A 21,749-nucleotide genomic window follows, 5' to 3' on the forward strand; every position below is an offset into this window, starting at 1 on the left:
ACCGGTCCCCGTCACCGGACCGGATCAGGTGCTGGTCACCATGGTGATCACCGGCGGCTTCGCCGGCGTCCACCAGGAGGTGACCCTGCGTGGCGACGGCACCGTGCACATCTCCGACCAGGGTGGGCGTGCCGTACGCCGAACCGGCAAGGCCGAGTTCACCGAGCTGCGCACGCTGCTCGGTGACCCGGCGCTGGACGACGTCTCCGACTTCTCGATGAACACGGAGGCGGCGGACATGTTCCAGTACACGCTCCGGTTCGACGGCCGTACGGTCATGACCGACCGCTACGCCGAGGAGCCGGCGCTCGACCGGCTCATCGACGCGCTGAGCGGATTCCTGCCGGACCGGTGACCCGTCGCGCCGCGCTCAGCCGCCCTGCCCGGCGATGTTGACCATCCAGGTGATGCCGAACCGGTCCGTACACATGCCGAAGACGTCGCCCCACATCTGCTTCTCCATCGGCACGGTCACCTGGGCGCCCGCGGAGAGCTTCTCCCAGTAGCCGCGCAGTTCGGCGTCGTCGTCGCCGCTCAGGCTCACGGCGATGTTGTTGCCGGGGTTGTGGTCGCCCGTCGGGGTGTCGGCGGCCATCAGGGTGAAGTCGCTCGGCGTCTCGAGCATGCCGTGCATGATCTTGTCGGCCATGGGGGTGTCCTTCTGGCCGAACTCCGCGTAGGTGTTGAGGGCGAGGGTGCCGCCGAATACTTCCTTGTAGAACTCCAGCGCCTGCCGGGCGTCACCGGCGAACGTGATGTAGGGGTTGAGACGCGAGGCCATGGATCCTCCTGGAGCGGTGTCAGAAACCGACTCCAAGGAAGCTAGCGCGGGCCACTGACAATGGCCCGCGCACACGCCCACGGCCCACCCCGCCGACTACAGGGTGCGCTCCAGACGGTCCGCCACCAGCTTCACGAACCGCGCCGGGTCCTTGGGCTGACCGCCCTCGGCGAGCACCGCCAGCGTGTGGAGGAGCTCGGCGGACTCGACGAGGCCCGAGCGGTCCTCCCGCTCCTTGTACGCCTGGTTGAGCCCCTTGACCAGCAGGTGGTCGGGGTTGAGCTCCAGGATCCGCTTGGTGCGCGGCACCTCCTGGCCCATCGCCCGGTACATGTTCTCCAGGGCCGGTGTCAGATCGTGCGCGTCCGAGACGACGCAGGCCGGGGAGACGGTGAGCCGCGTCGACAGGCGCACCTCCTTGATGTCCTCGTCCAGCTGCTCCCCCATCCAGCCGAGCAGCCCGGCGTACTCCTCGGCCTGCTTGGCCCGCTCGCCGTCGGCCTTCTCGTCCTTCTCGGCGTCGAGGTCGATCTCGCCCTTGGTGACGGAGCGCAGCTTCTTGCCCTGGTACTCGCCCACGGTGTCGACCCACACCTCGTCGACGGGGTCGGTGAGCAGCAGGACCTCGATGCCCTTGGCCCGGAACGCCTCCATGTGCGGGGAGTTCTCGATGCTCTGCCGGGACTCGCCGGTGATGTAGTAGATGTCGTCCTGGCCGTCCTGCATCCGCTCCACGTACCGTGCGAGCGTGGTCGGCTCGTCGTCGGCGTGCGTGGTCGCGAACGAGGCGACGGCGAGGATGGCCTCGCTGTTCTCGGAGTCGGTGACCAGGCCTTCCTTGACGACGGTGCCGAACTCGCGCCAGAAGGTGGCGTAGCGGTCGGCGTCCTTGGTCATGATGTCCTTGACCGTGGACAGCACCTTCTTCGTCAGGCGGCGCTGCATCATCCGGATGTGCCGGTCCTGCTGGAGGATCTCGCGCGAGACGTTGAGCGAGAGGTCGGCCGCGTCGACGACGCCCTTGACGAAGCGCAGGTAGGGCGGCAGGAGCGCCTCGCAGTCGTCCATGATGAAGACGCGCTTCACATAGAGCTGGACGCCGCGCTTGTACTCCCGCGTGAACAGGTCGTGCGGGGCGTGCGAGGGGATGAAGAGCAGGGACTGGTACTCGAAGGTGCCCTCCGCCTGGAGCCGGATCGTCTCCAGCGGCTCGCGCCAGTCGTGGCTGATGTGCTTGTACAGCTCGTGGTACTCGTCGTCGGACACCTCGTCACGCGAACGCGCCCACAGGGCCTTCATCGAGTTCAGCGTCTCGGGCTCGGGCGTGCTGTCTTCGTCGCCGGCCTCCGGGACCATCCGGATCGGCCAGGTGATGAAGTCCGAGTACTTCTTGACGATCTCCCTGATCTTCCACAGGGAGGTGTAGTCGTGGAGCTGGTTCTCGGGGTCGGCGGGCTTGAGGTGGAGCGTGACGGACGTGCCCTGCGGCGCGTCGTCGACCGTCTCCAGCGTGTACGTGGCCTCACCGCGCGAGGTCCAGCGGGTCCCCTGGCCCTCGCCGGCGCGCCGGGTCACCAGCGTCACCTCGTCCGCCGCCATGAAGCCGGAGTAGAAGCCGACGCCGAACTGGCCGATGAGCCCCTCGGCCCCGGCCGCGTCCTGGGCCTCCCGCAGCTCCTTCAGGAAGGTCGCCGTACCCGAGTTGGCGATGGTGCCGATGAGCTTCCCGACCTCGTCGTACGACATCCCGATGCCGTTGTCCCGCACCGTGAGGGTGCGGGCCTCCTTGTCGATGTCGATCTCGATGTGCAGGTCTGACACGTCGGCGTCCAGGGTGTCGTCCCGCAGCTTCTCCAGGCGCAGCTTGTCGAGCGCGTCGGAGGCGTTGGAGACGAGCTCCCGCAGGAAGACATCCTTGTTCGAGTAGACCGAGTGGATCATCAGCTGGAGCAGCTGACGGGCCTCTACCTGGAACTCAAACGTCTCGGTCGGCATGGTTCGCGACTACCTCACAGGTTCAGTCACCGGAACTGGTCGCAGTCACTGTAAGACACGAGGTCAGCGCGGAGTGCAGGGGTTCGGGAAGGAGCCGGGACCGACGCGGCGGCGGGTCAGGCGAGATGGGCGAAGACGACCAGGTTCGCGGTGTAGTCCTTGGCACTGCGGTCGTAGTCGCCGGCGCAGGTGATGAGCCGGACCTGGGCCCGGGGGGTGTCGCTGTACACCCGCTTGCTGGGGAAGCTGTCCTTGTCGAACGTCTCCACGCTGTCGATCACGAAGGAGGGCTTGCGCCCGTCCGCGCGCAGCACCTGGAAGCGGTCGCCCTTCTTCAGCTCGCTCAGGCTCACGAACACCGCGGCGGACGTCTGGGTGTCCACGTGCCCGGCGATGATCGACGTGCCCACCTCACCGGGAGACGCTCCCTTGGCGTGCCAGCCGACGAGGTTGGTGTCGTTGGCCGGCGGGGGTTCGAGCTGGCCCGAGCTGCCGATGGCGAGGTCGGTGAAGGGCGCGTCGACCGAGATCTTGGGGATGATCAGACGGACCGGCCGTGACCTGGGCAGATGCTTGCCCTCGGCTCGCCGGGTGTGCGCGGACGGCTTGCCCGCGCCCTCCGGCTCGGCGGACGACTCGACGACGGAGGGAGCGTGCGGTGCGCGATGGGTTTCGGACGCCTCGTGCCGGCCGTCGGGCAGGGTCACCACCAGGACCATGGCGGCGACCGCGCTCCAGAACAACGCCACTGCCGTGCGCCTTATGCGCTGAGAGGGCAGGGAAATGGTGTCGGGAGCGGCCTGGTCGGCTTCGGGGGACGGGGGACGGCCGTCGGCCATCGGGCACCACCTCATTGGGGCAGGGCAGGGGACACGACAGGGGTGGAGGTAAGCGGGGCCGCCGCGGCGCGCGACGCACGCGCGGCGGCCACGGCGGTTATGTCATCGGGCATGGTCAGGCCGCGGTTCCGGAGGCCTTCTTGCGGCGCAGCGCGTACACGCCGGTGCCGGCTACCGCCAGCATGGCGAGCCCACCGGCGGTGACGCCCGGGTCGGCGAGGCCGCCGCCACCCGTGTGCATTCCGCCGTGCGGCTTGTCGTGGTCGCCGCCCCACGACTCCTTGTCGTGGTCGCCGCCCCAGGAGTCCTTCTCGTGCCCGTCCTTGTAGCTGTCCGGGTCGAACTTGGAGTCCTTGTCGCCGCCCCAGTCGTCCTCGTTGTTGAGGGCCGCCGCCAGGGCTCCGCCACCCGTGTGGACCCCGCCCTTGGGCTTCTCGTGCTTGCTGCCCTTGTCGTAGTCCTTGTCGTAGTCGTCCTTGCTGTAGTCGTCCTTGCTGTAGTCGTCCTTGCTGTAGTCGTCCTTGCCGTGCTCGTCCTTGCTGTAGTCGTCCTTGCCGTGCTCGTCCTTGCTGTAGTCGTCCTTGCCGTGCTCGTCCTTGCCGTGCTCGTCCTTGCTGTAGTCGTCCTTGTCGGTCAAGGCCGCCGCCAGCGCTCCGCCACCCGTGTGGACCCCGCCCTTGGGCTTCTCGTGCTTGCTGCCCTTGTCGTACTCCTTGTCGTAGTCGTCCTTGCTGTAGTCGTCCTTGCTGTAGTCGTCCTTCCCGTGCTCGTCCTTGCTGTAGTCGTCCTTGCCGTGCTCGTCCTTGCCGTGCTCGTCCTTGCTGTAGTCGTCCTTGTCGTGCTCGTCCGTCGGGGCCGCCGCCAGCGCTCCGCCACCCGTGTGGACCCCGCCCTTGGGCTCGTCGTGCTTGCTTTCCTTGTCGTGGCCCTTGCTGTAGTCCTTGTCGTACTCGTCCTTGCTGTAGTCGTCCTTGCTGTAGTCGTCCTTGCCGTAGTCCTTCCCCTTCTCCTCTTCCTTGCCGGAGTCCTTGCCGTGGTCCTCGCTGTAGGAGGACGAGTCCTCCTTGTCCCAGTCACTCGCGGTGATGGCGTAGGCGGCGGGCGCGATCGCGAGGGCGGCGGTGGCCGTCGCGGTGGCGAGCAGCATGCGGGCAGAGCGCATAGGTGAATCCTTTCGTCACGGCCTGGGCGGTTGACGCTTCATCACCGCTTGAGCCAGGCCTTGACGTGATCCACCGTCAGCCATTCCCCCGGGTCGCACCATTTGGAGCGATCACATGGGTTACGGCGACACCCCTACGGCCCTATGGCCCCGGCACCTCGGCGGGTGACCGGCGGGTAGCTCCGTCGGAGGTTTGGCTGCCCCGGAAGTGGTGAGGCGCGTGGGATGCCGAAGCCCGTCACCACCGCCGTCACCGACCCGGCCACAGCCCCCGGTCGCGCCGCGGCCGCGCCACCCGGGCCCGCCGACCAGCGGGATCCGTTCTTCGACAACGCCAAGTACGCGGCGATCGTGCTGGTGGCGGTGGGGCATGCGTGGGAGCCGCTGCAGGACGGCAGCCGGAGCGTCAGCGCGCTGTACATGCTCGTGTACGCCTTCCACATGCCGGCCTTCATCATCATGTCCGGGTACTTCTCCCGCGGCTTCGACGGCCGCCCGAAACACCTGAAGCGCCTGGTGACCGGCCTGGTCGTCCCTTACGTCGTCTTCGAGACGGCGTACACCCTGTTCACGAGGTGGACCGACCGGGAGCCGGACCGCCCGATCAGCCTGCTGGACCCGCTGTACCTGACATGGTTCCTGGCGGCGCTGTTCGTGTGGCGGCTGACCACCCCGCTGTGGCGGCGGGTGCGGCTGGCGGTGCCGCTCGCGCTCGGCGTGGCGATGCTGGCCACCCTCTCGCCGTCCATCGGCGACGACCTCGACCTGCAGCGCACTCTGCAGTTCCTGCCGTACTTCGTGCTGGGGCTGTCGCTGAGGCCGGAGTACTTCCGGCTGGTACGGCGCCGAGCGGTGCGGATCGCGGCCGTGCCCGTGTTCGGGTGCGCGTCGGTGGTGGCGTACTGGGCGGTGCCGCGGATGACGGGCGGCTGGTTCTACCACCGCGACAGTGCCGAGGAGCTGGGGGCGCCGGGGTGGTACGGGGTGGTGATGACTCCGGTGCTGTTCGTCTGCTCGCTGCTGCTGGTGGCGTGCTTCCTGGCCTGGGTGCCCGGCCGGCGGATGTGGTGCACGGTGCTGGGGGCGGGCACGCTGTACGGCTATCTGCTGCACGGCTTCGTCGCGCAGGGCGCCAAGTTCTGGGGCTGGTACGACCCCGCCTGGATCCACCGGCCGCTCGGCGCGGTCGTCGTCACCCTCGTGGCCGCCGGGGTCGTGACGCTGCTGTGCGCACCGCCGGTCCGGCGCTCCTTGCGTTTCGTGGTGGAGCCGGACCTGCGGTGGTGCTTCCGGAGGGAGCCCGCGCAACCGGCCCGGGACCGGGACCGGGCCGCCGCGCAGGGGTGACGTCCCCGGTCAGGTCTCGCTCACCAGACCGGCCATGTGCGCGGTGACGGTGTCGAGGATGTCGTTCCAGGCGGCCTCGTCGCCGAGCACGAGAAAGTTGAGGGTCAGTCCGTCGGTCATGGCGGCCAGGTAGCGGGCCAGGACCGGGGCGGGGACATGCAGTCGCAGGCCCATGGTCTGCCGCAGCTGGTCGATGAGCTCGGCGTACGTCTCGGCGTACAGCTCGTACTGGCGCCGGGCCAGATGCTCGAAGCCGGGCCGGCGCAGGGCGTACTGGGTCAGCTCGTAGGTGAGCATGTGCTCGTCCGGGTGGGCGCGGACGTGGTCCCAGTACGCCTGGAACCCGGCCCGGACGGTCTCCTCCAGGGTCGCCCGGGGCCGTAGCGCCTCCTTGACCAGCGTCGCGTAGTGCCCGGTGATGGTCGTGATGACGGACTCGATCAGCTCCTGCTTGGAGTCGAAGCAGTAGTGGAAGACGCTCAGCGAGACGCCCGCCTCGGCGGCGATGGACCGGGTCGTGGTGTTGGGTACGCCGTCCCGGGCCATCGCCCTGATCGCCGCTTCGGTGAGCTGTCGGCGCCGCTCGGCGGACGGCAACCGTGCCATGGAGCCCCTCTCGTGGGTGTCAGCTGCTGTGGACGCCGACCTCGTAGAGGGAGTAGCCCCAGGCGGTGCCGCGCTCCAGCCCCTTGACTCGTACATATCTGGCGGGTGTGCCGGTGAACCGGGCCGTGTCCAGGCCGCCGTCACCTGCTGTCGTGGACCAGGCGGTCCGCCAGGTCACGCCGTCGGTGGAGAGGTCGATGCGGTACGACTTGCCGTACGCGCGCTCCCAGTCGAGAGTGACCCGCTTGACCAGGTGGGTGGAGCCCAGGTCGACCTGGTACCACTGGTCGTCGCTCCAGTCGCTCGCCCAGCGGGTGCCGCCGTCGCCGTCGACGGCCCGGTTCGGCTGGTAGCTCGTGAACAGGCTCCACTCGGAGGAACTGGCCGACGCGGTCGCGCCACGTGCCAGATTGACGCCGGCCTGGTGGTTCTCGGAGGCCCCCCAGGTGTCGAGGTAGGACTCCGCGCCCCGGAAGAGGTCGTCGACGACGTCCTGGCCGCCGACGCGGCGGATGTCCTCGATCCAGTCCGGGACGAGGCCGTAGTGGGCGGCGCCGTCGGTGTTCAGGTCCCAGGTGCGCTCGCCGGTGGTCTGGCGCTCGATGACCGAGCCGCCGTCCACGCTCTTGAAGGGGTACGTCACCTTGTTCGGGGCGTCCGCGCCACGCGGGGCCGGCCAGCCGCCGACGCCGTTCATGTCGGTGCCGTAGCCGTAGCCCACGCCGTACTTGTCGCGCAGGGCCTCGGTGCGCTCGGCCTCGGAGACGAAGCCCTCGGAGCCGTGCATGTACTGGGCGATGAAGCCGCCGAGGCCGTAGACCCGTTCGGTCCAGTCCAGGTCCATCCAGCTGTGCGAGGAGAGCACGCCGGGGTACGACTCGGCCTCGAAGATGTCGAGGACCCGGCCGGTGGCCTTGACGCTCATGTGGTCGATCTCGAGCATCATCTTGCGTTTCATCATGCCGCGCACGGCGTATTCGCCGAGTTCGGTGAGGCCTCGGACGTTGCACTGCGCGTCCGCGCTGTACGAGGGGACCTCCACGCCCGCCGGGAGCTCCTTCTCGGCTTCGGCCGCCGTGGCGTTGCCGATGGGGTTGTCGTGCTGCGGGCCCTTGCACGTCTCGGTCTTCCAGAAGGTGCCCGTCGACAGGAACTGGCCGACGTTGATGGCCGTGCCGAGCGTGCCCGAGTCGAAGCGGACCCCGCACAGGGCGTTGTCGAACTTGTGGCACAGGAACATGCTGCGCACGCCCAGCGCGTACAGCTCGTCCAGGCCCTTGTCGATGTCCTCCTTGCTGCACTGCGCGATGTCGAGGATCTGCTTGCAGCCGAAGGGCTCGGAGGTCTCGACGCCGAGGACGACCGCCAGCTTGCCCTGCTCGATGACCTCGCGGGCCTGGGCGCTGTCGGTGACGATCCGGAACCAGCCCTTGCCCGTGCCGCCGTACATCTTGTCGATGTAGGCCTGCATGTCGTAGGTCAGCTTGGCCTGCAGCCGGATGGAGGTCATCTCGTCACAGCTGCGGTCCTTGAAGAAGTACACGGAGCAGATCACGCCGTTGGTGACGAGGTCGTTGACCAGCACGCGCTGGCCGCCGCGCCAGGCCCGCTCGATCCAGGCGTAGTAGTTCTGCTGGTGGGTCAGCGAATCGTGGGCGGGCCAGTCCTTGAAGGTGGGCCAGCCGACCGGGTCGTGCCTGCCGTCGCCGCCGTTGGTGATGAAGTCGAAGATGGCGAGCGAGCCGTCGGGGTAGTGCTCGGGGCAGTCCTTGAGGGCGTCGGCGACGCCCTGCTCGGAGAACGGCTTTCCGCAGATCAGACGGCCGCCGAAGGCCTCGTTGGAGAAGATGTGGTCGTGCGCGTCGACGAAGCCGCGTACCTCGCCCTTGGCGTTGGTGCCGGTGAAGGGCTCGCCCGTGACATTGACCTGGGAGTCCGGCGCGGGCCGTGCGGTCGGGTTCCACCAGTCGGTTCCGGCCGCCGAACTCGGCGTGGGGCCGAGTGCGATGGACAGCACGAGCAGGAGGAGCGACACAACAGTGACGTTTTTGCGTCTGCGGTACGGGCGTCCGGCACTGGTCACAGCCCACGTCCCTCGGTCGGCGGGATGGCGGGGTCGACTTGTCATGACCTCGCAATATGTGCGACGAGGATGGCCATTCCCGCATGCCGAGTCAAGGGTCCGGGACAGATGACCTACTGGCCGGTACCGACTGACCTACTGACGGGGCATCGGTTCATACCGCGTGGGTGACCCGGATTTTCGACCGGCTGTGCGGCAGCGCCTCCCAGTCCGTCATGAACCGGGCCCGCAGGCCGTGCTGCTCGGCCAGTGCCATCAGGGCCTCGGTGCGGTAGAGGACGCCGGGGTCATCTCCGGATACCGGGCCGTCATCGATCCGGAGGCCGTCGGCCGTGGGCTGGAAGTCCTCATCGACGTCGAGGTGAGCGCCACCGACCGCAAGACGTTCCTGGACTTCGAGGACACGGTGGCGTCCTACGAAGAAGTCACCGAGTTCCGTCGCACGTTCGGCCGCCCCGACTACTTCATCCGAGTCGCCGTAGCCGACCACGCCGCCTACGAGGCCTTCCTCACCGGGAAACTCACCGGGATCCCCTGCGTCCTCCGCGTCGAGTCCTACCTGACGATGAAGACCATCAAGGCCGTCGTGTGAGGTTTGACTGGACCAATGCCCCACCGTGCACCATGATGACGGCGCCATGACAAAGCGTCGCCAGGATGGGTGGTGCCCGTGCGCGGATCCTTGGTGAGGACCACCCTCGCCGCCGTACTCCTCCTGATCCCCCTGACCTCCCTTCCCGAGGCCGCGGCCGGGCAGCGGCCCGTGTCCGCGGACGTCGGCCCGACCGCCGCGGCCGACTGGACGGCACCCCTCAGCACCCGCGGCCGCTGGATCGTCGACGCCGACGGCGACCGCTTCAAGCTGCGCTCCGGCAACTGGCACGGGGCCAGCGGCACCTGGAACGGCTCCGGCGATCCGGAGGACGACGCCAACCACCACGCCGGCGAGAACTCCGGGCGGATACCGCTCGGCCTGGACCGCGCCCCCATGGCCGAGATCATCTCCGGGTTCCGGGAGATCGGCATCAACAGTGTCCGGCTGCCCTTCTCCAACGAGATGATCCACGACAGCCGTCCGGTCACGGACGACGCCGTCGCCGCCAATCCCTCCCTGCGTGGCAGGACCCCGTTGCAGGTGTACGACGCCGTGGTGGGCGAGCTCACCGCCGCCGGCCTCGCGGTGATCCTCAACAACCACACGAACACGACCCGTTGGTGCTGCGGAGTCGACGGCAACGAGCGCTGGAACGCGAGCCGGTCCACCGAGGCCTGGGAGAACGACTGGCTGTTCATGGCCCGCCGTTACCAGGACAACAAGCGGGTCGTGGGCGCCGACCTCTACAACGAGGTCCGCCGCGACGTCTGGGACGACCCCAACTGGGGCCTCGGCGACGACCACGACTGGTTCGCGGCCTCGCAGCGCGTCGGCGACCGCATCCTGACCGAGGCCAACCGTGATCTGCTGATCATCGTCGAGGGCATCAACTGGACCGGCATCCCGGTCGACGGCTTCGCCCACGAACGCCCCACCCTGGAGCCCGCCCGCGGCCTGTCCCACACGCTCGTGGACTCGGGCAAGCTCGTGTATTCCGCCCACTTCTACGACTACACCGGCCCGAACCACAGCGGCGCCACCGGTACGGGCGAGACCAGTGATCCCCGCTACCGGGACCTGAGCCCGACCGAGCTGATCGCCGTGCTGAACCGCCAGGCCTTCTTCGTGAGCGGCGAGGCGGACCAGCACTTCACCGCACCGGTCTGGATCAGCGAGTTCGGCGTCGGCGGCCGGGACGAGACGGGCGCGAAGCAGCGCGCCTGGTTCGAGAACTTCGTGGACCAGCTGATCCGCACGGACTCCGACTTCGCGTACTGGCCGCTCGTCGGCTGGCACGAGGAACGCAAGGGCAACGGCTGGGCGCTGCTGCACTGGGACGCCGACGGCAACCGTATGGGCCTCTACGACGGTGACGACTGGCGGGCGGCCGCCTGGAGGCGGCTCATCGGGGCCGGCGGCCGCGGCGGGCCGGTGGCACCGGTCGCCGACTGGTCCATGCTCGGCCCCGACCACGGCGACTTCGTCCAGTCACGGCGGATGCGGGCCCTGCCCGACTGGGACTCCGGCGCCCGCAAGGCCGTCTGCCCCGACGGACAGCGACTGCTGGGCCTGAGCCACACCGGCAACCGGGGCCTGTGCTCGGACGTGACCGCGGGCGCCCTGTGGGACCCGGCCGGCGGGCACGAGGTCGTCGTGGACGAGCGGTATGTCGCTCCGGGGCGCGACTGGGCGTCGGGCTACACCAAACTCCAGTGCCCCGACGGCCGGTTCCTCATCGGGTACAGCGTCCGCGGCTCCGCCGTCTCCGCCGTGCTGTGCGCCACTGCACCCGCCGGGAGGCTCGGCACGAGCGGCCGTACGGTCTGGTTCGACCGGGGCGACAACCGGGGGGCGGCTCCCAAGGGCGGCGACTTCGCGCACGGCCGCTACAAGGGGCAGTGCGCGGACGACGAGTACGCGGCCGGCGTCGCGTACACCGGCCGGGTGGGCTCCTCCCGGACCCCTGACGCGCTGTACTGCCGCAAGCTGGGCTGACGCCGAGACCGGGCGGACACACACGCGGACGGACCGGCGAGGGCCGCCGATGGGGCCGGATCGGGGGATCCTGGAACCCGGATGCCGATCGTCTGTGCTGTCGCCGTACTCGCCGCCGCGAACCTGGTGAACAACTGGCTCGCGCGGAGCCCCGGCCTGTACGTGGTCGTGTGCGTGGCCGCGACGGCGGTGCTGCTGCTCCTCGCGCGCTGGGACGGCCTCACCCGGGCCGACCTGGGGCTCGACGCGGCGGGGCTGCGCCGAGGACTGCGGTGGGCGCCCGTCCTGGCGGGAGTCGTCCTCCTTGTGATGCTGCTCCTCCTCGCGGTTCCCGCCGGCCGCGAGGCGTTCCGGGACGCCAGGGCGGCGGGCCTGTCCGTGGGGCAGGTGCTGTGGGTCACGCTGGTGCGGGTGCCGTTCGGGACCGTGCTGCTGGAGGAGACCGCGTTCCGCGGTGTGCTGTGGGCCATGATCCGGCGCCGCCGCGGAACGGCTTGGGCCACCGCCGTGTCGTCACTGCTGTTCGGGCTGTGGCACGTGCTGCCGTCCCGCGGCCTCAACCGGTCCAACGCCGCCGTCGGCTCGGTCTTCGGGGAGGGCCCGGCAGGCGTGGCACCGACCGTCGCCCTGGCGATCGCCGCCACGGCCGCCGCCGGGGTCGTCCTGTGCGAGCTGCGCCGCCGCTCCGGCAGCCTGCCGGCGCCGATGGCCCTGCACTGGGCGGTCAACAGCTTCGGTTACGTCATTGCCTGGGCGGCGGCCCGGTGGTGGCTCGACGGCTGAGGTTCCGGGCTCAGAAGTTGATCATGTGGCCGGCGAGGCCGTGCACCGCTTCCTTGACCGCCTCGCCGAGGGTCGGGTGGGCGTGGACATTGCGGGCGACCTCATGGACGGTCAGGTCCCACTGCTGGGCCAGGGTCAGCTCGGGCAGCAGCTCGGTGACGTCGGGGCCGATGAGGTGGCCGCCGAGGAGTTCGCCGTACTTGCCGTCGCTGATCAGCTTCACGAAGCCGGTGGCGTCGCCGAGGCCGTGCGACTTGCCGTTGGCGGTGAAGGGGAACTTCGCCACCTGTACGTCGAAGCCCTGCTCGCGGGCCTGCGCCTCGGTCCAGCCGAAGCTGGCGATCTGCGGCTGGCAGTAGGTGGCCCGCGGGATCATCACATAGTCGAGCTCCATCGTCTCGGCGTCCGCGATGGTCTCGGCGGCGACGATGCCCATCGCCTCGGCGGCGTGCGCCAGCATCAGCTTCGCCGTCACGTCGCCGATGGCGAAGATGTGCGGGACGGAGGTGCGGCAGCGCCCGTCGACGTCGATCGCGCCGCGCTCGGTGACGGCCACGCCGGTCCTGTCCAGGCCGTAGCCCTCGACATTGGGCTGGAAACCGATCGCCTGGAGCACCTTGTCGGCCTCCAGCACCTGCTGCGAGCCGTCCTTGGCGGTGACGGTGACGCGGACCTGCGGTCCGGACTCGTCGATGGCGTCGACGCGGGTGGAGGTCAGCACGTCGATGCCCAACCGGCGGTACTGCTTGGCGAGTTCGGCGGAGACCTCGGCGTCCTCCAGCGGGGTCATCCGGTCCAGGAACTCGACGATGGTGACCTTCACGCCGTAGTTGTGGAGCACGTAGGCGAACTCGACGCCGATCGCGCCGGCGCCCGCGATGACGATCGAGCGCGGCAGTTCCTCGGCCAGGATCTGCTCCTCGAACGTCACGACGCGCGCGCTGCGCCGGGTGCCGGGCAGCAGCTTCGGCGTGGCGCCGGTGGCGATGATGCAGTGGTCGAAGCCGATGGTGCGGGTGTTGCCGTCGTAGTCCGCCACCTGGAGGGTGTGCGGGTCGACGAAGGTGCCGCGGCCGTCGAACTCGGTGATCTTGTTCTTCTTCATCAGGTAGTGGACGCCCTTGACCCGGCCGTCCGCGACCTTGCGGCTGCGGCGGAACGCCTCGCCGTAGTCGAAGGAGACCTGCCCGTCCACCTTGATGCCGAAGGTCTTCGCCTCCCGCGTGAAGATGTGCGCCAGTTCGGCGTTGCGCAGCAGCGCCTTGCTGGGGATGCAGCCCACGTTCAGGCAGACGCCGCCCCAGTACTTCTCCTCCACGACGGCGACACGCTTGCCCAGCTGGGCGGCGCGGATGGCGGCGACATAGCCGCCGGGGCCCGCGCCAAGGACCACGACATCGAAGCGCTCGTCCTGCTCGACCATGGAGAGTCTTCCTTCCTGAGGGCGACGTCCTGCTCTGCTGGTGCCGTCCGCGCCCGGGGGACGCGTCCGGCTTCTTCCAGCATGACCGCATCCACCAGGCCGTGTGGTGGTGCGGGAGAGTGATGACGATCTCAGGTGGTGTGCTCTGCGACGGCCGGATCGGCCCCGGGGGTCAGCCGAGGCACACCAGGTTGAGCACGCAGAGCTGCTCCGGCGAGGTCTCCTGCGGTGCGGGGCTCGTCGGCGAGGTGGAGTTTCCGGAATCGGAGCTGTCGGTCGCCGAGGGGGTCGGCGTCTGCTGCTCCTCCGCCGCCGTGCCACCGCTGTCGCCGGAGTTCGCTCCTCCGGTCGCCGGGGAGGCGGCCTGCGTCTGCGGGACCGCGGGCGCCGTGGGGGTCGGGGTGGCGGCGACGTCCGGTCGGGTGAACTGGCGGGTGGTGCGCGGTGTGGTGAGAGGTTCGCGCGCGGCGGTGGTCGGGGTCGCCTTCGAACCGGGCGTGACGGTGCGCTGGGCCTCACGGGTGTCCGGCGGAGTGGACACCGGACGGGTGAATTCCGACCCCTGCTGCTCCACGGTCGCCGCGTTCGGGTTCTCCGGCGCCGTGGCCGCCTGGGCCTTGTCGACGGAGCCCCGGTTCATCGCCGAGACCGTCAGACCGCCGCCCACCAGCGCGACCGCGGTCGCGACCACGGCCCGGCGCTGGTTCTTCTTCCAGCGGGCCCGCTGGCGCCGCCGCGCCGCCCGGCCCTGCGGGGTGGCGGGCACGCCCTCCACGTCGGCGGGCTGCTCGACGGGCGCGACCTCCTCCGTGTCGGCCGAAGGCGCCGCCTCGTCCCGGAAGTAGCCGTCGTACCAGGTGTCGTCGGCGGGCGTCTCCCACACCGCCGTTCCGGTGGCGGCCGCGCCGGCCATCACCGGAACGCCGGGATCCGCGACCGCGGAGGGAGCGATGTCCGGGGCGTAGGCGCCGCACCCGGGGCACACGAGGGCCCCGTTGAGATGCCGACGGCACGAGGAGCAGTAGTCCATCTGCGGTCTTTCTGGGTTGCCTGCGCCATCGGCCCGTCGGGCCACGGCCTGGTCACATTCGTATAAAGGGTCGAACGGCCAGCAACGCTAACGAGGCTTTGGACAGGCTGTGTGCATTCGATGTGATGCTCCTGCGCAGATGTCCCAGGAAGTGTGTGTGGACCATGACCGGCTCACAGGTCACAGCATCCCTCGCGGCGCATACGGCGGCTCACCTCCAGCCACTCGTGCTCCGCCCGCCGCTCAGTACCGGTGCCGATGTCGGTGCCGATGTCGGTGCCGGTGTCGGTGTCGGTGCCGGTGTCGGTGCCGGTGTCGAATGCGACGGCGGCGTCGAAGGAATCGACCAGGTCGGACTGTTCGAATAGGACGCCGCCGCGCAGGACCGCCGCCGTACGGATCAGCGTGCCGAAGTCGGTGAAGGGGTCGCCGTCCACGACCGTGAGATCGGCGAGCTTGCCCTCCTGCGCCGTCCCCAGGTCGGCGTCGGCGCCGAAGACGCGCGCGGGCAGCAGCGTGGCCGTGCGCAGGGCCTCGGCCGGTGACAGACCGGAGCGGTGCAGGGCGCGCAGGGCCAGGTGCAGGTGCAGACCGACCGGGACGATCGGCTGGTCCGTGCCGAGGGCGACCAGGCCGCCGCCGGCGAGGATCCGCCGGTAGACGTCCATCTCCCGTCCCAGGGTGGCCAGTTGGGCGTCGGTGGGCGGCTGTCCGGCCTGCTCGCGCACCAGCGCGGTGTCCCAGGGCGGCATGAGCGCGGTGACACGCGGGTCGTCCGCGAGCGCGGGGTCGGCGCCGAGCAGGGAGAACGCGGTGAACGGGGTGGCGACGAGGTGGAAGCCGGCGTGGGTGTAGATCTCCTCGACGTCCTGGTAGGAGCGCCCCGTGGCGGAGGTCGCGTGCCCGAACTCCAGCCGCTGGGTCGCCTGCAGATGGGTTGTCAGGTCCTGGCCCAGTTGCACACCCGGGGTGCACAGATGGCCGCCGCTGCGCACCCCGAGCCGGTCGTGCCCGAACTCCGCGGCCTCCTTCATCACCCAGCCCGGGGCGCGTACGTACGTCTTCACGAAGTCCCAGTCGAGTGCCTCCCCACGCTCCAGCGAACGGCGCAGTCCCTCACGGGTGCGATGGGCGCGGCCCATGCTGTAGGCGACCCGGGCCCCGTCGAGCAGTTCGCCGGTGGTCAGCAGCCGGGGTCCGGCCAGGGCGCCCGCGGCGACCGCCTCCCGGATGCGGGCCTGCTCGTAGGCGAAGCCGCCCAGCGAGACGGCGGTCGTGATGCCGTACGCGAGTTGGAGCACGGTCTGGCGGCCGCCGTACGTGGTCTGCCAGGGGTGGGTGTGCGCGTCCCACAGGCCCGGGATCACGGTGCGGTCGCTCGCGTCGACGTGACGCGCGGCGGTGCGGCCGGCGCGGTGCGGGGCGACCTCCGCGATCCGGCCGTCGCGGATCACCACGTCGATGTCCTCACGGACGTCCGAACCTGTGCCGTCCCAGAAGCGGCCCGCGTGCACGACCGTGTCGGCCGGGCGCGCCCTGCGGTGGTCCAGCGGGACGCGGACGGTACGGCTCCGGCCGCTGCCGATGTCGATCAGGCGCAGGGTGCCCGCGGAGAGGTAGAGCAGCGTGCGGGCGTCGGCGGACCAGGAGGGGTGGTCGGCGGGTTCGGTGGTGAGGCGACGCGGGTCGCCGTCGGGGGTGCCGTCGGGCCGTACCGGCAGCAGCCACAGCGCCGACTCGGCGACCACGGCCATCCAGCGGCCGTCCGGGGACCAGACGGGGCCGGAGTCGTAGCGGTCGGAGAGCGAGGTGTGCGGGGCGAGGGCGTGCAGGGTGGCGGCCTTGGTGGTCGTGTCGACGACGCGGATGAGGTTGTAGCCCTCGCGGAAACGCTGGTTGAGGCGGTTGCGGTCGCACAGCGCCACATACCTGCCGTCGGGCGACCAGCTGGGGCGGCCCGGCAGCCCGCCCGCGCCGAGCGGCGCCGCCAGGACCTGTTCGCCGCCGTCGGGCAGGTCGCGCACCACGAGGTTGCCGGACATGTCCAGGCAGGCCAGCCGCGTCCCGTCGGGTGAGAGCGCGGGAAAGACACGGCCGCCTTCGGCGAGCACGGTCTCCTCGCCGGAGCCGAGGTCACGGCGCCGTACGGCGAACAGTCCGGCACGGTCGTCGGCGTACACCAGCGCCTTGCCGTCGGGCGTCCAGGTCGGAGCCAGCACATAGCGGGTGGCGGGCACCTGGAGGACCTTGCGCGGCGGGCGGCCCCTCGAAGTGCCGGCGATCCACAGCGCGTTGAGCGCGGCGAAGGCCACGCTGCGGCCGTCCGGTGACAGGGCGGGCAGGTGCAGGGCGCGGACGGGGCGGGTGCCGGCGCCCTCGAAGTCGTACGTTTTGCCGCGGTAGCGGGGGCGGTGCACGGGCAGCGCGGCCGTGAACGGGATCTCCTCGCCGCTGCCCTGCGTGTCGGGGTCGACCAGGCGGAAGTGTCCGTCGACCGTGAGCAGCAGGCGCTCGCCGTCCGTCCAGCGGGGCGGTGCGGGCAGCAGGTCGCCGCCGACTCCGACGGGGCTGCCGTCCACGACGAGGGTGCAGGAGGCGGCGGGCGAGGGCGTGGTGCGCAGGTAGGCCAGGCGGCCGGCGGGCGAGACGGCCGGGGTCATGAGCTGGGCGCCGGAGGTGTCGGTGTGCTCGGTGGTGACCGGGCCCGAGCCGTCGGCGGGCACCGACGCGACGGTGGTCGCGCGCAGGGATCCCGTCGCGGTGACGGCGGCGCGCACGAACAGCACGCGCTCCCCGTCGGGCGACCACGCCGGGTCGAAGTCCTCCCAGCGGGCGTCCTGGCCGGGGCCCTGCTGCCCGGGGCGTCCGGTGAGCCGGGTCAGCGCGCCGGTACGCACGTCCACGACCCAGACGCGGTACGGGGCACCGGTCACGGTGTCGCCGCCGCGCTCCGAGGCGAAGGCGACCCGTGTGCCGTCCGGTGACCAGGCCGGGCCCCCGTCGTCCCACGGTCCGTCGGTGAGCTGCCGCGAATCGGTGCCGTCGGGTCGCAGGGTCCAGAGGTGGAAGCCTCCGCCGCGGTAGGCGCAGACGACGAGCCGACTCCCGTCGGGCGCGAACTGCGGGCGGGTGGGTTCGAGGCCGGGCGAGGTCAGCGGGACGGCGGTGCCGCCTTCGCGCGGAATGGACCAGAGCACGTTCTGCACCTCGGCGACCAGCCGGTCACCGGACGGGGCGAGCGTCGCGGAGCCGCCCGTGGCGGCGGTGATGGTGAGGGTGGTCGTACCGGAGGTGGCGGCCGCGACCGGCGTACCACCCGGGGTGAGTGCCGTCGCGGTGACGGTGGCGGTCGCGGTGGCCTGGAGGAATCTGCGGCGGGAGAGGGGGCCGACGTGGGGGGCGTCTGAGGTGGCTGCGGGGTCCAAGGATGCTCCCAGTGCGCGGAGTTGGCGAGCCGGACAGGAGAGACCACTGGTGGCAACGTACGGGGCGGAGCCCCGTTACGGGCCCGCCCCGGCGTTTCTCGGCCGTTCTTCGCGCCTGCTAGACCAGAAAGAGCAGTTGGACGGCCACGAGTACGTCGATGACTCCGCACCACTCGGCGAACGTACGGGAGACGACCTTGTCGAGCCACAGGTGGACGAAGTCCCAGACCCCGTGGAAGAACCAGCCGGCCGCCACCAGATAGCGGCCCAGGTCCGGATCCACCACCAGCCCGGCCAGCGCGAGCCCGCAGAAGACGAGCGCGCCGACGGCCTGGACGCCGAAGCTGCGCCGCCCGTGCGGGGTACCGAGAACGGCGCCCCCGACCAGGACGGCCGCGGCGAGGGCGACGAGGACCGTCGACGGGGCGGCCAGGTCCTGGAAGGGGAGGGCGAACACGAGCACCACCCCGGCTCCGAGCACCGGCCAGGTGGCCTGTGGCTTTCCGGTCTGATGGACGACCAGGTAGATCAGGGGCAGCAACGGAAGGGTCTGCGCGAAGCCGCCGACGGCGTCGGCCACGTCCTGCGATCCGGACGCGAGCACGTTGAGGGCGACGCATGCGACGGCCAGGGCCGTGGGCCAGCGCCGCTTGAGCATCGTGGCCGGGTGCGGTCCGTCCGTCGTCGCGTGCGGGGCAGGGGTGGACATGGGAACCCTCCATCGGGTACCGGGGCGGGGTATCTGTCGGACCACTTCAGCGTGCGCCCTCGGCAGTCCCGCCAGTAGTGCCGAAACCCCATGCCCTCGCGTGGAGTTGTCACGTCCGCACATGACATTTGTCATGCGGCCTGGGCCACAATGGCCGGGTGGGGGACGGTGCGATCGATCGACGGGCGGCGGGGCTGACGAGCTTCCGGCGCTACACGTGGTGGACCGTGCCGGGCACGGTCGTGTGTGTCCTGGGCGTCTTCGTGGGCGCCTGGGTCCTCGACGGTGACGTCCCGCTGTGGGCCCGCTGCCCGGCCGCCGGGGCGCTGGCGGTCGAGATGTGGGCGAGCGTCGTACTCCTGAGCCGCCGGCTGACGCTCCTCCCGGTGCCGGACGCCGTGCCTTCCGAACCGCCCCTGGGTCTGCTGATCACCGCCGGCGTGGCCGGCGTCGTGCTGGCGGCCTTCCCCCTGGCCCTGCGTGACTACGGGCTCTGGCCGGTCGCGCCCGCCGTCGTGGTGGCGATCGTCGCCACATATCTCCCGCCGCGCCGCAGGCGCGCGCTGATCGTGGGCGCCGTTGCCCTCGCGCCGCTGCCCGGGGGTGTGGTCAGCCTGGTCGAGGGGGACGGCGAGTTGGCGTACGCCGCACTGTTCCCGGCCGGGCTGGTCGCCTTCACGGCGTGGGTGACGCTCGGCCCGCTGTGGGCCTGGGACACGGCGCGGCGACTGGACGAGGCACGGCGACTGGAGGCGGAGCTGGCGGTCAGGGAGGAGCGGCTGCGGTTCGCCGCAGACCTGCACGACATCCAGGGCCACCACCTCCAGGTCATCGCGATGAAGAGCGAGTTGGCGGCACGGCTGGTCGAGGTGGACCCGGCGCGCGCCGCCGCGGAGTTGAAGGAGATACGGCAGCTGTCGGTGGATGCCCTGAGCGACACGCGGGCCGTGGTGCGGGGCTACCGTCGCACGTCGCTGGACGACGAGATCGGCAACGCGACGCGGGTGCTGGCCGCGGCCGGCATCGACGCGAGGACGAACCTCGACCCGGCCGCCGTGGCCACCGGCCTCACGGACCCGGCACGGCACCTGCTCGGTCTGGTGATGCGGGAGGCCACCACCAACGTGCTCCGGCACAGCCGGGCCGATCACGCCGAGGTCGACTACCGGATCGCGGACGGTTCCGCCCGCCTGCGGGTGAGCAACGACGGCGCCGAGGAGCATCCCGCCGGCCTCGACGGCACGGGACTGCGCTCGCTCGCCGAGCGGTTGGAGGCGGCGGGCGGCCAGCTGACGTGGCACCGGGACGGCGACCGCTTCGTGGTCGCGGCCGCGCTGCCGGTGGGGCCGCCGGGCCCTGCGCGGCCGACGGAATCATCGGATTCTGCGCGACCAACGGAATCACCGGAGCCGACGCGATCACCGGAATCACCGGAGCCGACACGATCACCGAAGTCACGAGTGTCCAGGAGAGCCACGCGGCCGCCGAGCTCCCCGGTGTCACCCAAGCCCACGGACGGAGCCGCCCGATGATCCGCCTGCTGATCGCCGATGACGAGGACCTGCTCAGAAGCGCCCTGGCCGCCCTGCTCGGGCTGGAGCAGGACCTCACCGTCGTCGCCGAGGCGGCCACCTCGACCGAGGCGGTACGGCTGGCCCGCGAGTACCGCCCCGACATCGCCGTCCTGGACCTGGAGATGCCGCCCGCCGACGGGCTGCGCGCCGCCGAGGAAATCCGGGCCGAACTGCCCACGCGGGTCGTCCTGGTGACCCGGCACGCCCGGCCCGCCGTACTGCGCCGCGCCCTGGCCGCCGGTGTGCGGGGCTTCGTCCCCAAGACGACCCCGGCGACCCGGCTGGCCGAGATCATCCGTGACATCGCCGCCGGCCGACGCTATGTGGACCCGGACATCGCCGCCTCCGCGCTGACCGAGGACGACTGCCCGCTCACCGGCCGCGAACTGGAGATCCTGCGCGCCGCGCGCAAGGGCGCCTCGATCGCGGACATCGCCACGGAGGTCCACCTGGCGTCCGGCACGGTTCGCAACTACCTCTCCTCCGCCATGTCCAAGCTGGGCGTCCCGACCCGGCATGCGGCCGCCCAGCGCGCCTGGGAGCAGGGCTGGATCTGACGTCACTCGTCCGAGGGACCGATCCGCCGATGTGCCTCGCCGTCCGTGGGCGGCATGTATCTGTCCTGGGCGACTTTGCGCGCCGATCGGCGCGAGGGCGAGGAACTGCCGGGCGGCCGACGCCCGGTACGGCGCATCGTGGCCGCTGCTGCGGGAGTCGGCCGAGGACCGGAGGGCTTCGCGGCCCGGCTGGGCCACCGGGCCGGATGAACTCGGCGGAACGGGCGGGGAGATCACCGAGGTGTTCATGGAGCGCGTGCCGACGCGCCGCCTGATGATCCTGGGCGGACCTGGCACCGGGAAGACCATGCTCCTGATCCACCTGCTGCTCGCCCTGACGGCCGTACGCACGCAAGGCGGTCCCGTCCCGGTCCTGTTCTCGCTCGCGTCGTGGAATCCGCAACTGCAGTCGCTGGAGGCCTGGATGGCGGAGCGGCCGACCCGCGACTACAGCGGCCTCGGCGACCCGAGGACCGGCCACGCGGTGGCCGCCGCCCTGCTGGAGCAGCGGCTGGTCCTGCAGATCCGGGACGGCTTCGACGAGCTCCCGAAACCGTTCCGCGCGAGGGCACTGGACGCGATCAACTCGGCGTTGCCTCCCGCCCGTAGCTTGATTCTGACCAGCCGTCCGAAGGAGTACGGCGACACCCGCGCCCCGGCCCACGAACATCGCGGCGTGCTGCGCCGTACCGGAGCGGTCCGCCAGTTCCGGCACATCGATCCGCCAGATCACCTGGCAGCGCCCGAGCCGTCCCAGGAGTCCCGAGCTTGGCGGCCGGGCCCGCCCCGGCCGTGGGTCCCCCGTCGGCGGCACGGGGACAGGGAGCCGATGACGAGAGCGTGAG

At 70.8% G+C, this 21,749-nt stretch carries 19 protein-coding genes; 9 read left to right on the plus strand and 10 right to left on the minus strand.

Annotation, left to right across the window (positions count from 1 at the left end; translation table 11 throughout):
• Window positions 1-40: 40 nt before the first annotated feature.
• Entirely contained in the window at window positions 41-355 is a 315-nt protein-coding gene (locus ACIBAG_RS28835; RefSeq protein WP_399108857.1) for a hypothetical protein, read from the plus strand.
• 15 nt (window positions 356-370) lie between these two features.
• Here the strand turns inward: ACIBAG_RS28835 and ACIBAG_RS28840 are convergent, their stop codons facing one another.
• The 4 genes from ACIBAG_RS28840 to ACIBAG_RS28855 all read right to left on the minus strand — a co-directional run bounded on the left by ACIBAG_RS28840 (window position 371) and on the right by ACIBAG_RS28855 (window position 4,777).
• Window positions 371-781, minus strand: coding sequence for a VOC family protein (locus ACIBAG_RS28840; protein WP_399108859.1), 411 nt, complete (start codon window positions 779-781; stop codon window positions 371-373).
• A gap of 96 nt (window positions 782-877) precedes the next feature.
• A complete protein-coding gene (gene htpG / locus ACIBAG_RS28845; RefSeq protein WP_399108861.1) occupies window positions 878-2,776 on the minus strand; it encodes a molecular chaperone HtpG in 1,899 nt (632 codons plus the stop codon).
• 116 nt (window positions 2,777-2,892) lie between these two features.
• On the minus strand, window positions 2,893-3,615 hold the full coding sequence (locus tag ACIBAG_RS28850; RefSeq protein WP_399108862.1) for a class F sortase: 723 nt from the start codon (window positions 3,613-3,615) through the stop codon (window positions 2,893-2,895).
• A gap of 115 nt (window positions 3,616-3,730) precedes the next feature.
• Window positions 3,731-4,777, minus strand: a complete 1,047-nt coding sequence (locus tag ACIBAG_RS28855) for a hypothetical protein (protein ID WP_399108863.1) — start codon at window positions 4,775-4,777, stop codon at window positions 3,731-3,733.
• A 225-nt stretch (window positions 4,778-5,002) separates the two neighbouring features.
• Here ACIBAG_RS28855 and ACIBAG_RS28860 point away from each other — a divergent pair, with 225 nt between their 5' ends.
• Window positions 5,003-6,124 carry an acyltransferase family protein gene (locus ACIBAG_RS28860; protein ID WP_399108865.1) on the plus strand — a complete coding sequence of 374 codons (1,122 nt, stop codon included), beginning with the start codon at window positions 5,003-5,005 and terminating at the stop codon, window positions 6,122-6,124.
• Window positions 6,125-6,133: 9 nt separating this feature from the next.
• Here ACIBAG_RS28860 and ACIBAG_RS28865 read toward each other — a convergent pair whose 3' ends face one another.
• Entirely contained in the window at window positions 6,134-6,730 is a 597-nt protein-coding gene (locus ACIBAG_RS28865; protein WP_399108867.1) for a TetR/AcrR family transcriptional regulator, read from the minus strand.
• A gap of 19 nt (window positions 6,731-6,749) precedes the next feature.
• Window positions 6,750-8,813 (minus strand): discoidin domain-containing protein, encoded by a 2,064-nt coding sequence (locus ACIBAG_RS28870; RefSeq protein WP_399108868.1) that lies wholly within the window; start codon window positions 8,811-8,813, stop codon window positions 6,750-6,752.
• Between the two features lie 190 nt (window positions 8,814-9,003).
• Here ACIBAG_RS28870 and ACIBAG_RS28875 point away from each other — a divergent pair, with 190 nt between their 5' ends.
• From ACIBAG_RS28875 to ACIBAG_RS28885, 3 genes are all read left to right on the plus strand, one after another.
• Window positions 9,004-9,405 (plus strand): Lrp/AsnC family transcriptional regulator, encoded by a 402-nt coding sequence (locus ACIBAG_RS28875; protein WP_399108870.1) that lies wholly within the window; start codon window positions 9,004-9,006, stop codon window positions 9,403-9,405.
• A 69-nt stretch (window positions 9,406-9,474) separates the two neighbouring features.
• Window positions 9,475-11,403: a glycoside hydrolase family 5 protein gene (locus ACIBAG_RS28880; protein ID WP_399108871.1), complete on the plus strand. Its 1,929-nt coding sequence runs from the start codon at window positions 9,475-9,477 to the stop codon at window positions 11,401-11,403.
• An 81-nt stretch (window positions 11,404-11,484) separates the two neighbouring features.
• Entirely contained in the window at window positions 11,485-12,186 is a 702-nt protein-coding gene (locus tag ACIBAG_RS28885; protein WP_399108873.1) for a lysostaphin resistance A-like protein, read from the plus strand.
• 10 nt (window positions 12,187-12,196) lie between these two features.
• Here ACIBAG_RS28885 and lpdA read toward each other — a convergent pair whose 3' ends face one another.
• The 4 genes from lpdA to ACIBAG_RS28905 all read right to left on the minus strand — a co-directional run bounded on the left by lpdA (window position 12,197) and on the right by ACIBAG_RS28905 (window position 18,773).
• Entirely contained in the window at window positions 12,197-13,609 is a 1,413-nt protein-coding gene (gene lpdA / locus ACIBAG_RS28890; RefSeq protein WP_399108875.1) for a dihydrolipoyl dehydrogenase, read from the minus strand.
• 172 nt (window positions 13,610-13,781) lie between these two features.
• Window positions 13,782-14,639 (minus strand): hypothetical protein, encoded by an 858-nt coding sequence (locus ACIBAG_RS28895; RefSeq protein WP_399108877.1) that lies wholly within the window; start codon window positions 14,637-14,639, stop codon window positions 13,782-13,784.
• 173 nt (window positions 14,640-14,812) lie between these two features.
• Window positions 14,813-18,064: an amidohydrolase family protein gene (locus ACIBAG_RS28900; protein ID WP_399108878.1), complete on the minus strand. Its 3,252-nt coding sequence runs from the start codon at window positions 18,062-18,064 to the stop codon at window positions 14,813-14,815.
• 118 nt (window positions 18,065-18,182) lie between these two features.
• The gene (locus ACIBAG_RS28905; RefSeq protein WP_399108880.1) at window positions 18,183-18,773 is read right to left on the minus strand and encodes a hypothetical protein; all 591 of its coding nucleotides are present in this window, start codon (window positions 18,771-18,773) and stop codon (window positions 18,183-18,185) included.
• A 158-nt stretch (window positions 18,774-18,931) separates the two neighbouring features.
• On the opposite strand from ACIBAG_RS28905, the gene ACIBAG_RS28910 reads away from it, so the two are divergent.
• Genes ACIBAG_RS28910 through ACIBAG_RS28925 form a run of 4 tightly spaced genes read left to right on the plus strand, consistent with a single transcriptional unit; the run spans window position 18,932 to window position 21,748 of the window.
• A complete protein-coding gene (locus ACIBAG_RS28910; protein ID WP_399108882.1) occupies window positions 18,932-20,305 on the plus strand; it encodes a histidine kinase in 1,374 nt (457 codons plus the stop codon).
• Window positions 20,302-20,904 (plus strand): DNA-binding response regulator, encoded by a 603-nt coding sequence (locus tag ACIBAG_RS28915; RefSeq protein WP_399108884.1) that lies wholly within the window; start codon window positions 20,302-20,304, stop codon window positions 20,902-20,904. The genes ACIBAG_RS28910 and ACIBAG_RS28915 overlap by 4 nt, the downstream gene beginning before the upstream one ends.
• Window positions 20,905-20,958: 54 nt before the next feature.
• Window positions 20,959-21,114 (plus strand): hypothetical protein, encoded by a 156-nt coding sequence (locus ACIBAG_RS28920; protein WP_399108885.1) that lies wholly within the window; start codon window positions 20,959-20,961, stop codon window positions 21,112-21,114.
• Window positions 21,115-21,151: 37 nt separating this feature from the next.
• Window positions 21,152-21,748 carry an NACHT domain-containing protein gene (locus tag ACIBAG_RS28925; protein WP_399108887.1) on the plus strand — a complete coding sequence of 199 codons (597 nt, stop codon included), beginning with the start codon at window positions 21,152-21,154 and terminating at the stop codon, window positions 21,746-21,748.
• Window position 21,749 lies beyond the last annotated feature (1 nt).

It is taken from the genome of Streptomyces sp. NPDC051243, from assembly GCF_044455405.1.
Lineage (GTDB): Bacteria > Actinomycetota > Actinomycetes > Streptomycetales > Streptomycetaceae > Streptomyces.

Bases quoted from the DNA above. Each gene is read 5' to 3' on its own strand.
- ACIBAG_RS28835 (WP_399108857.1), top strand. From the start codon at position 41: ATGGTGATCACCGGCGGCTTCGCCGGCGTCCACCAGGAGGTGACCCTG.
- ACIBAG_RS28840 (WP_399108859.1), bottom strand. From the start codon at position 781: ATGGCCTCGCGTCTCAACCCCTACATCACGTTCGCCGGTGACGCCCGG.
- htpG (WP_399108861.1), bottom strand. From the start codon at position 2,776: ATGCCGACCGAGACGTTTGAGTTCCAGGTAGAGGCCCGTCAGCTGCTC.
- ACIBAG_RS28850 (WP_399108862.1), bottom strand. From the start codon at position 3,615: ATGGCCGACGGCCGTCCCCCGTCCCCCGAAGCCGACCAGGCCGCTCCC.
- ACIBAG_RS28855 (WP_399108863.1), bottom strand. From the start codon at position 4,777: ATGCGCTCTGCCCGCATGCTGCTCGCCACCGCGACGGCCACCGCCGCC.
- ACIBAG_RS28860 (WP_399108865.1), top strand. From the start codon at position 5,003: ATGCCGAAGCCCGTCACCACCGCCGTCACCGACCCGGCCACAGCCCCC.
- ACIBAG_RS28865 (WP_399108867.1), bottom strand. From the start codon at position 6,730: ATGGCACGGTTGCCGTCCGCCGAGCGGCGCCGACAGCTCACCGAAGCG.
- ACIBAG_RS28885 (WP_399108873.1), top strand. From the start codon at position 11,485: ATGCCGATCGTCTGTGCTGTCGCCGTACTCGCCGCCGCGAACCTGGTG.
- lpdA (WP_399108875.1), bottom strand. From the start codon at position 13,609: ATGGTCGAGCAGGACGAGCGCTTCGATGTCGTGGTCCTTGGCGCGGGC.
- ACIBAG_RS28895 (WP_399108877.1), bottom strand. From the start codon at position 14,639: ATGGACTACTGCTCCTCGTGCCGTCGGCATCTCAACGGGGCCCTCGTG.
- ACIBAG_RS28905 (WP_399108880.1), bottom strand. From the start codon at position 18,773: ATGTCCACCCCTGCCCCGCACGCGACGACGGACGGACCGCACCCGGCC.
- ACIBAG_RS28915 (WP_399108884.1), top strand. From the start codon at position 20,302: ATGATCCGCCTGCTGATCGCCGATGACGAGGACCTGCTCAGAAGCGCC.
- ACIBAG_RS28920 (WP_399108885.1), top strand. From the start codon at position 20,959: ATGTATCTGTCCTGGGCGACTTTGCGCGCCGATCGGCGCGAGGGCGAG.
- ACIBAG_RS28925 (WP_399108887.1), top strand. From the start codon at position 21,152: ATGGAGCGCGTGCCGACGCGCCGCCTGATGATCCTGGGCGGACCTGGC.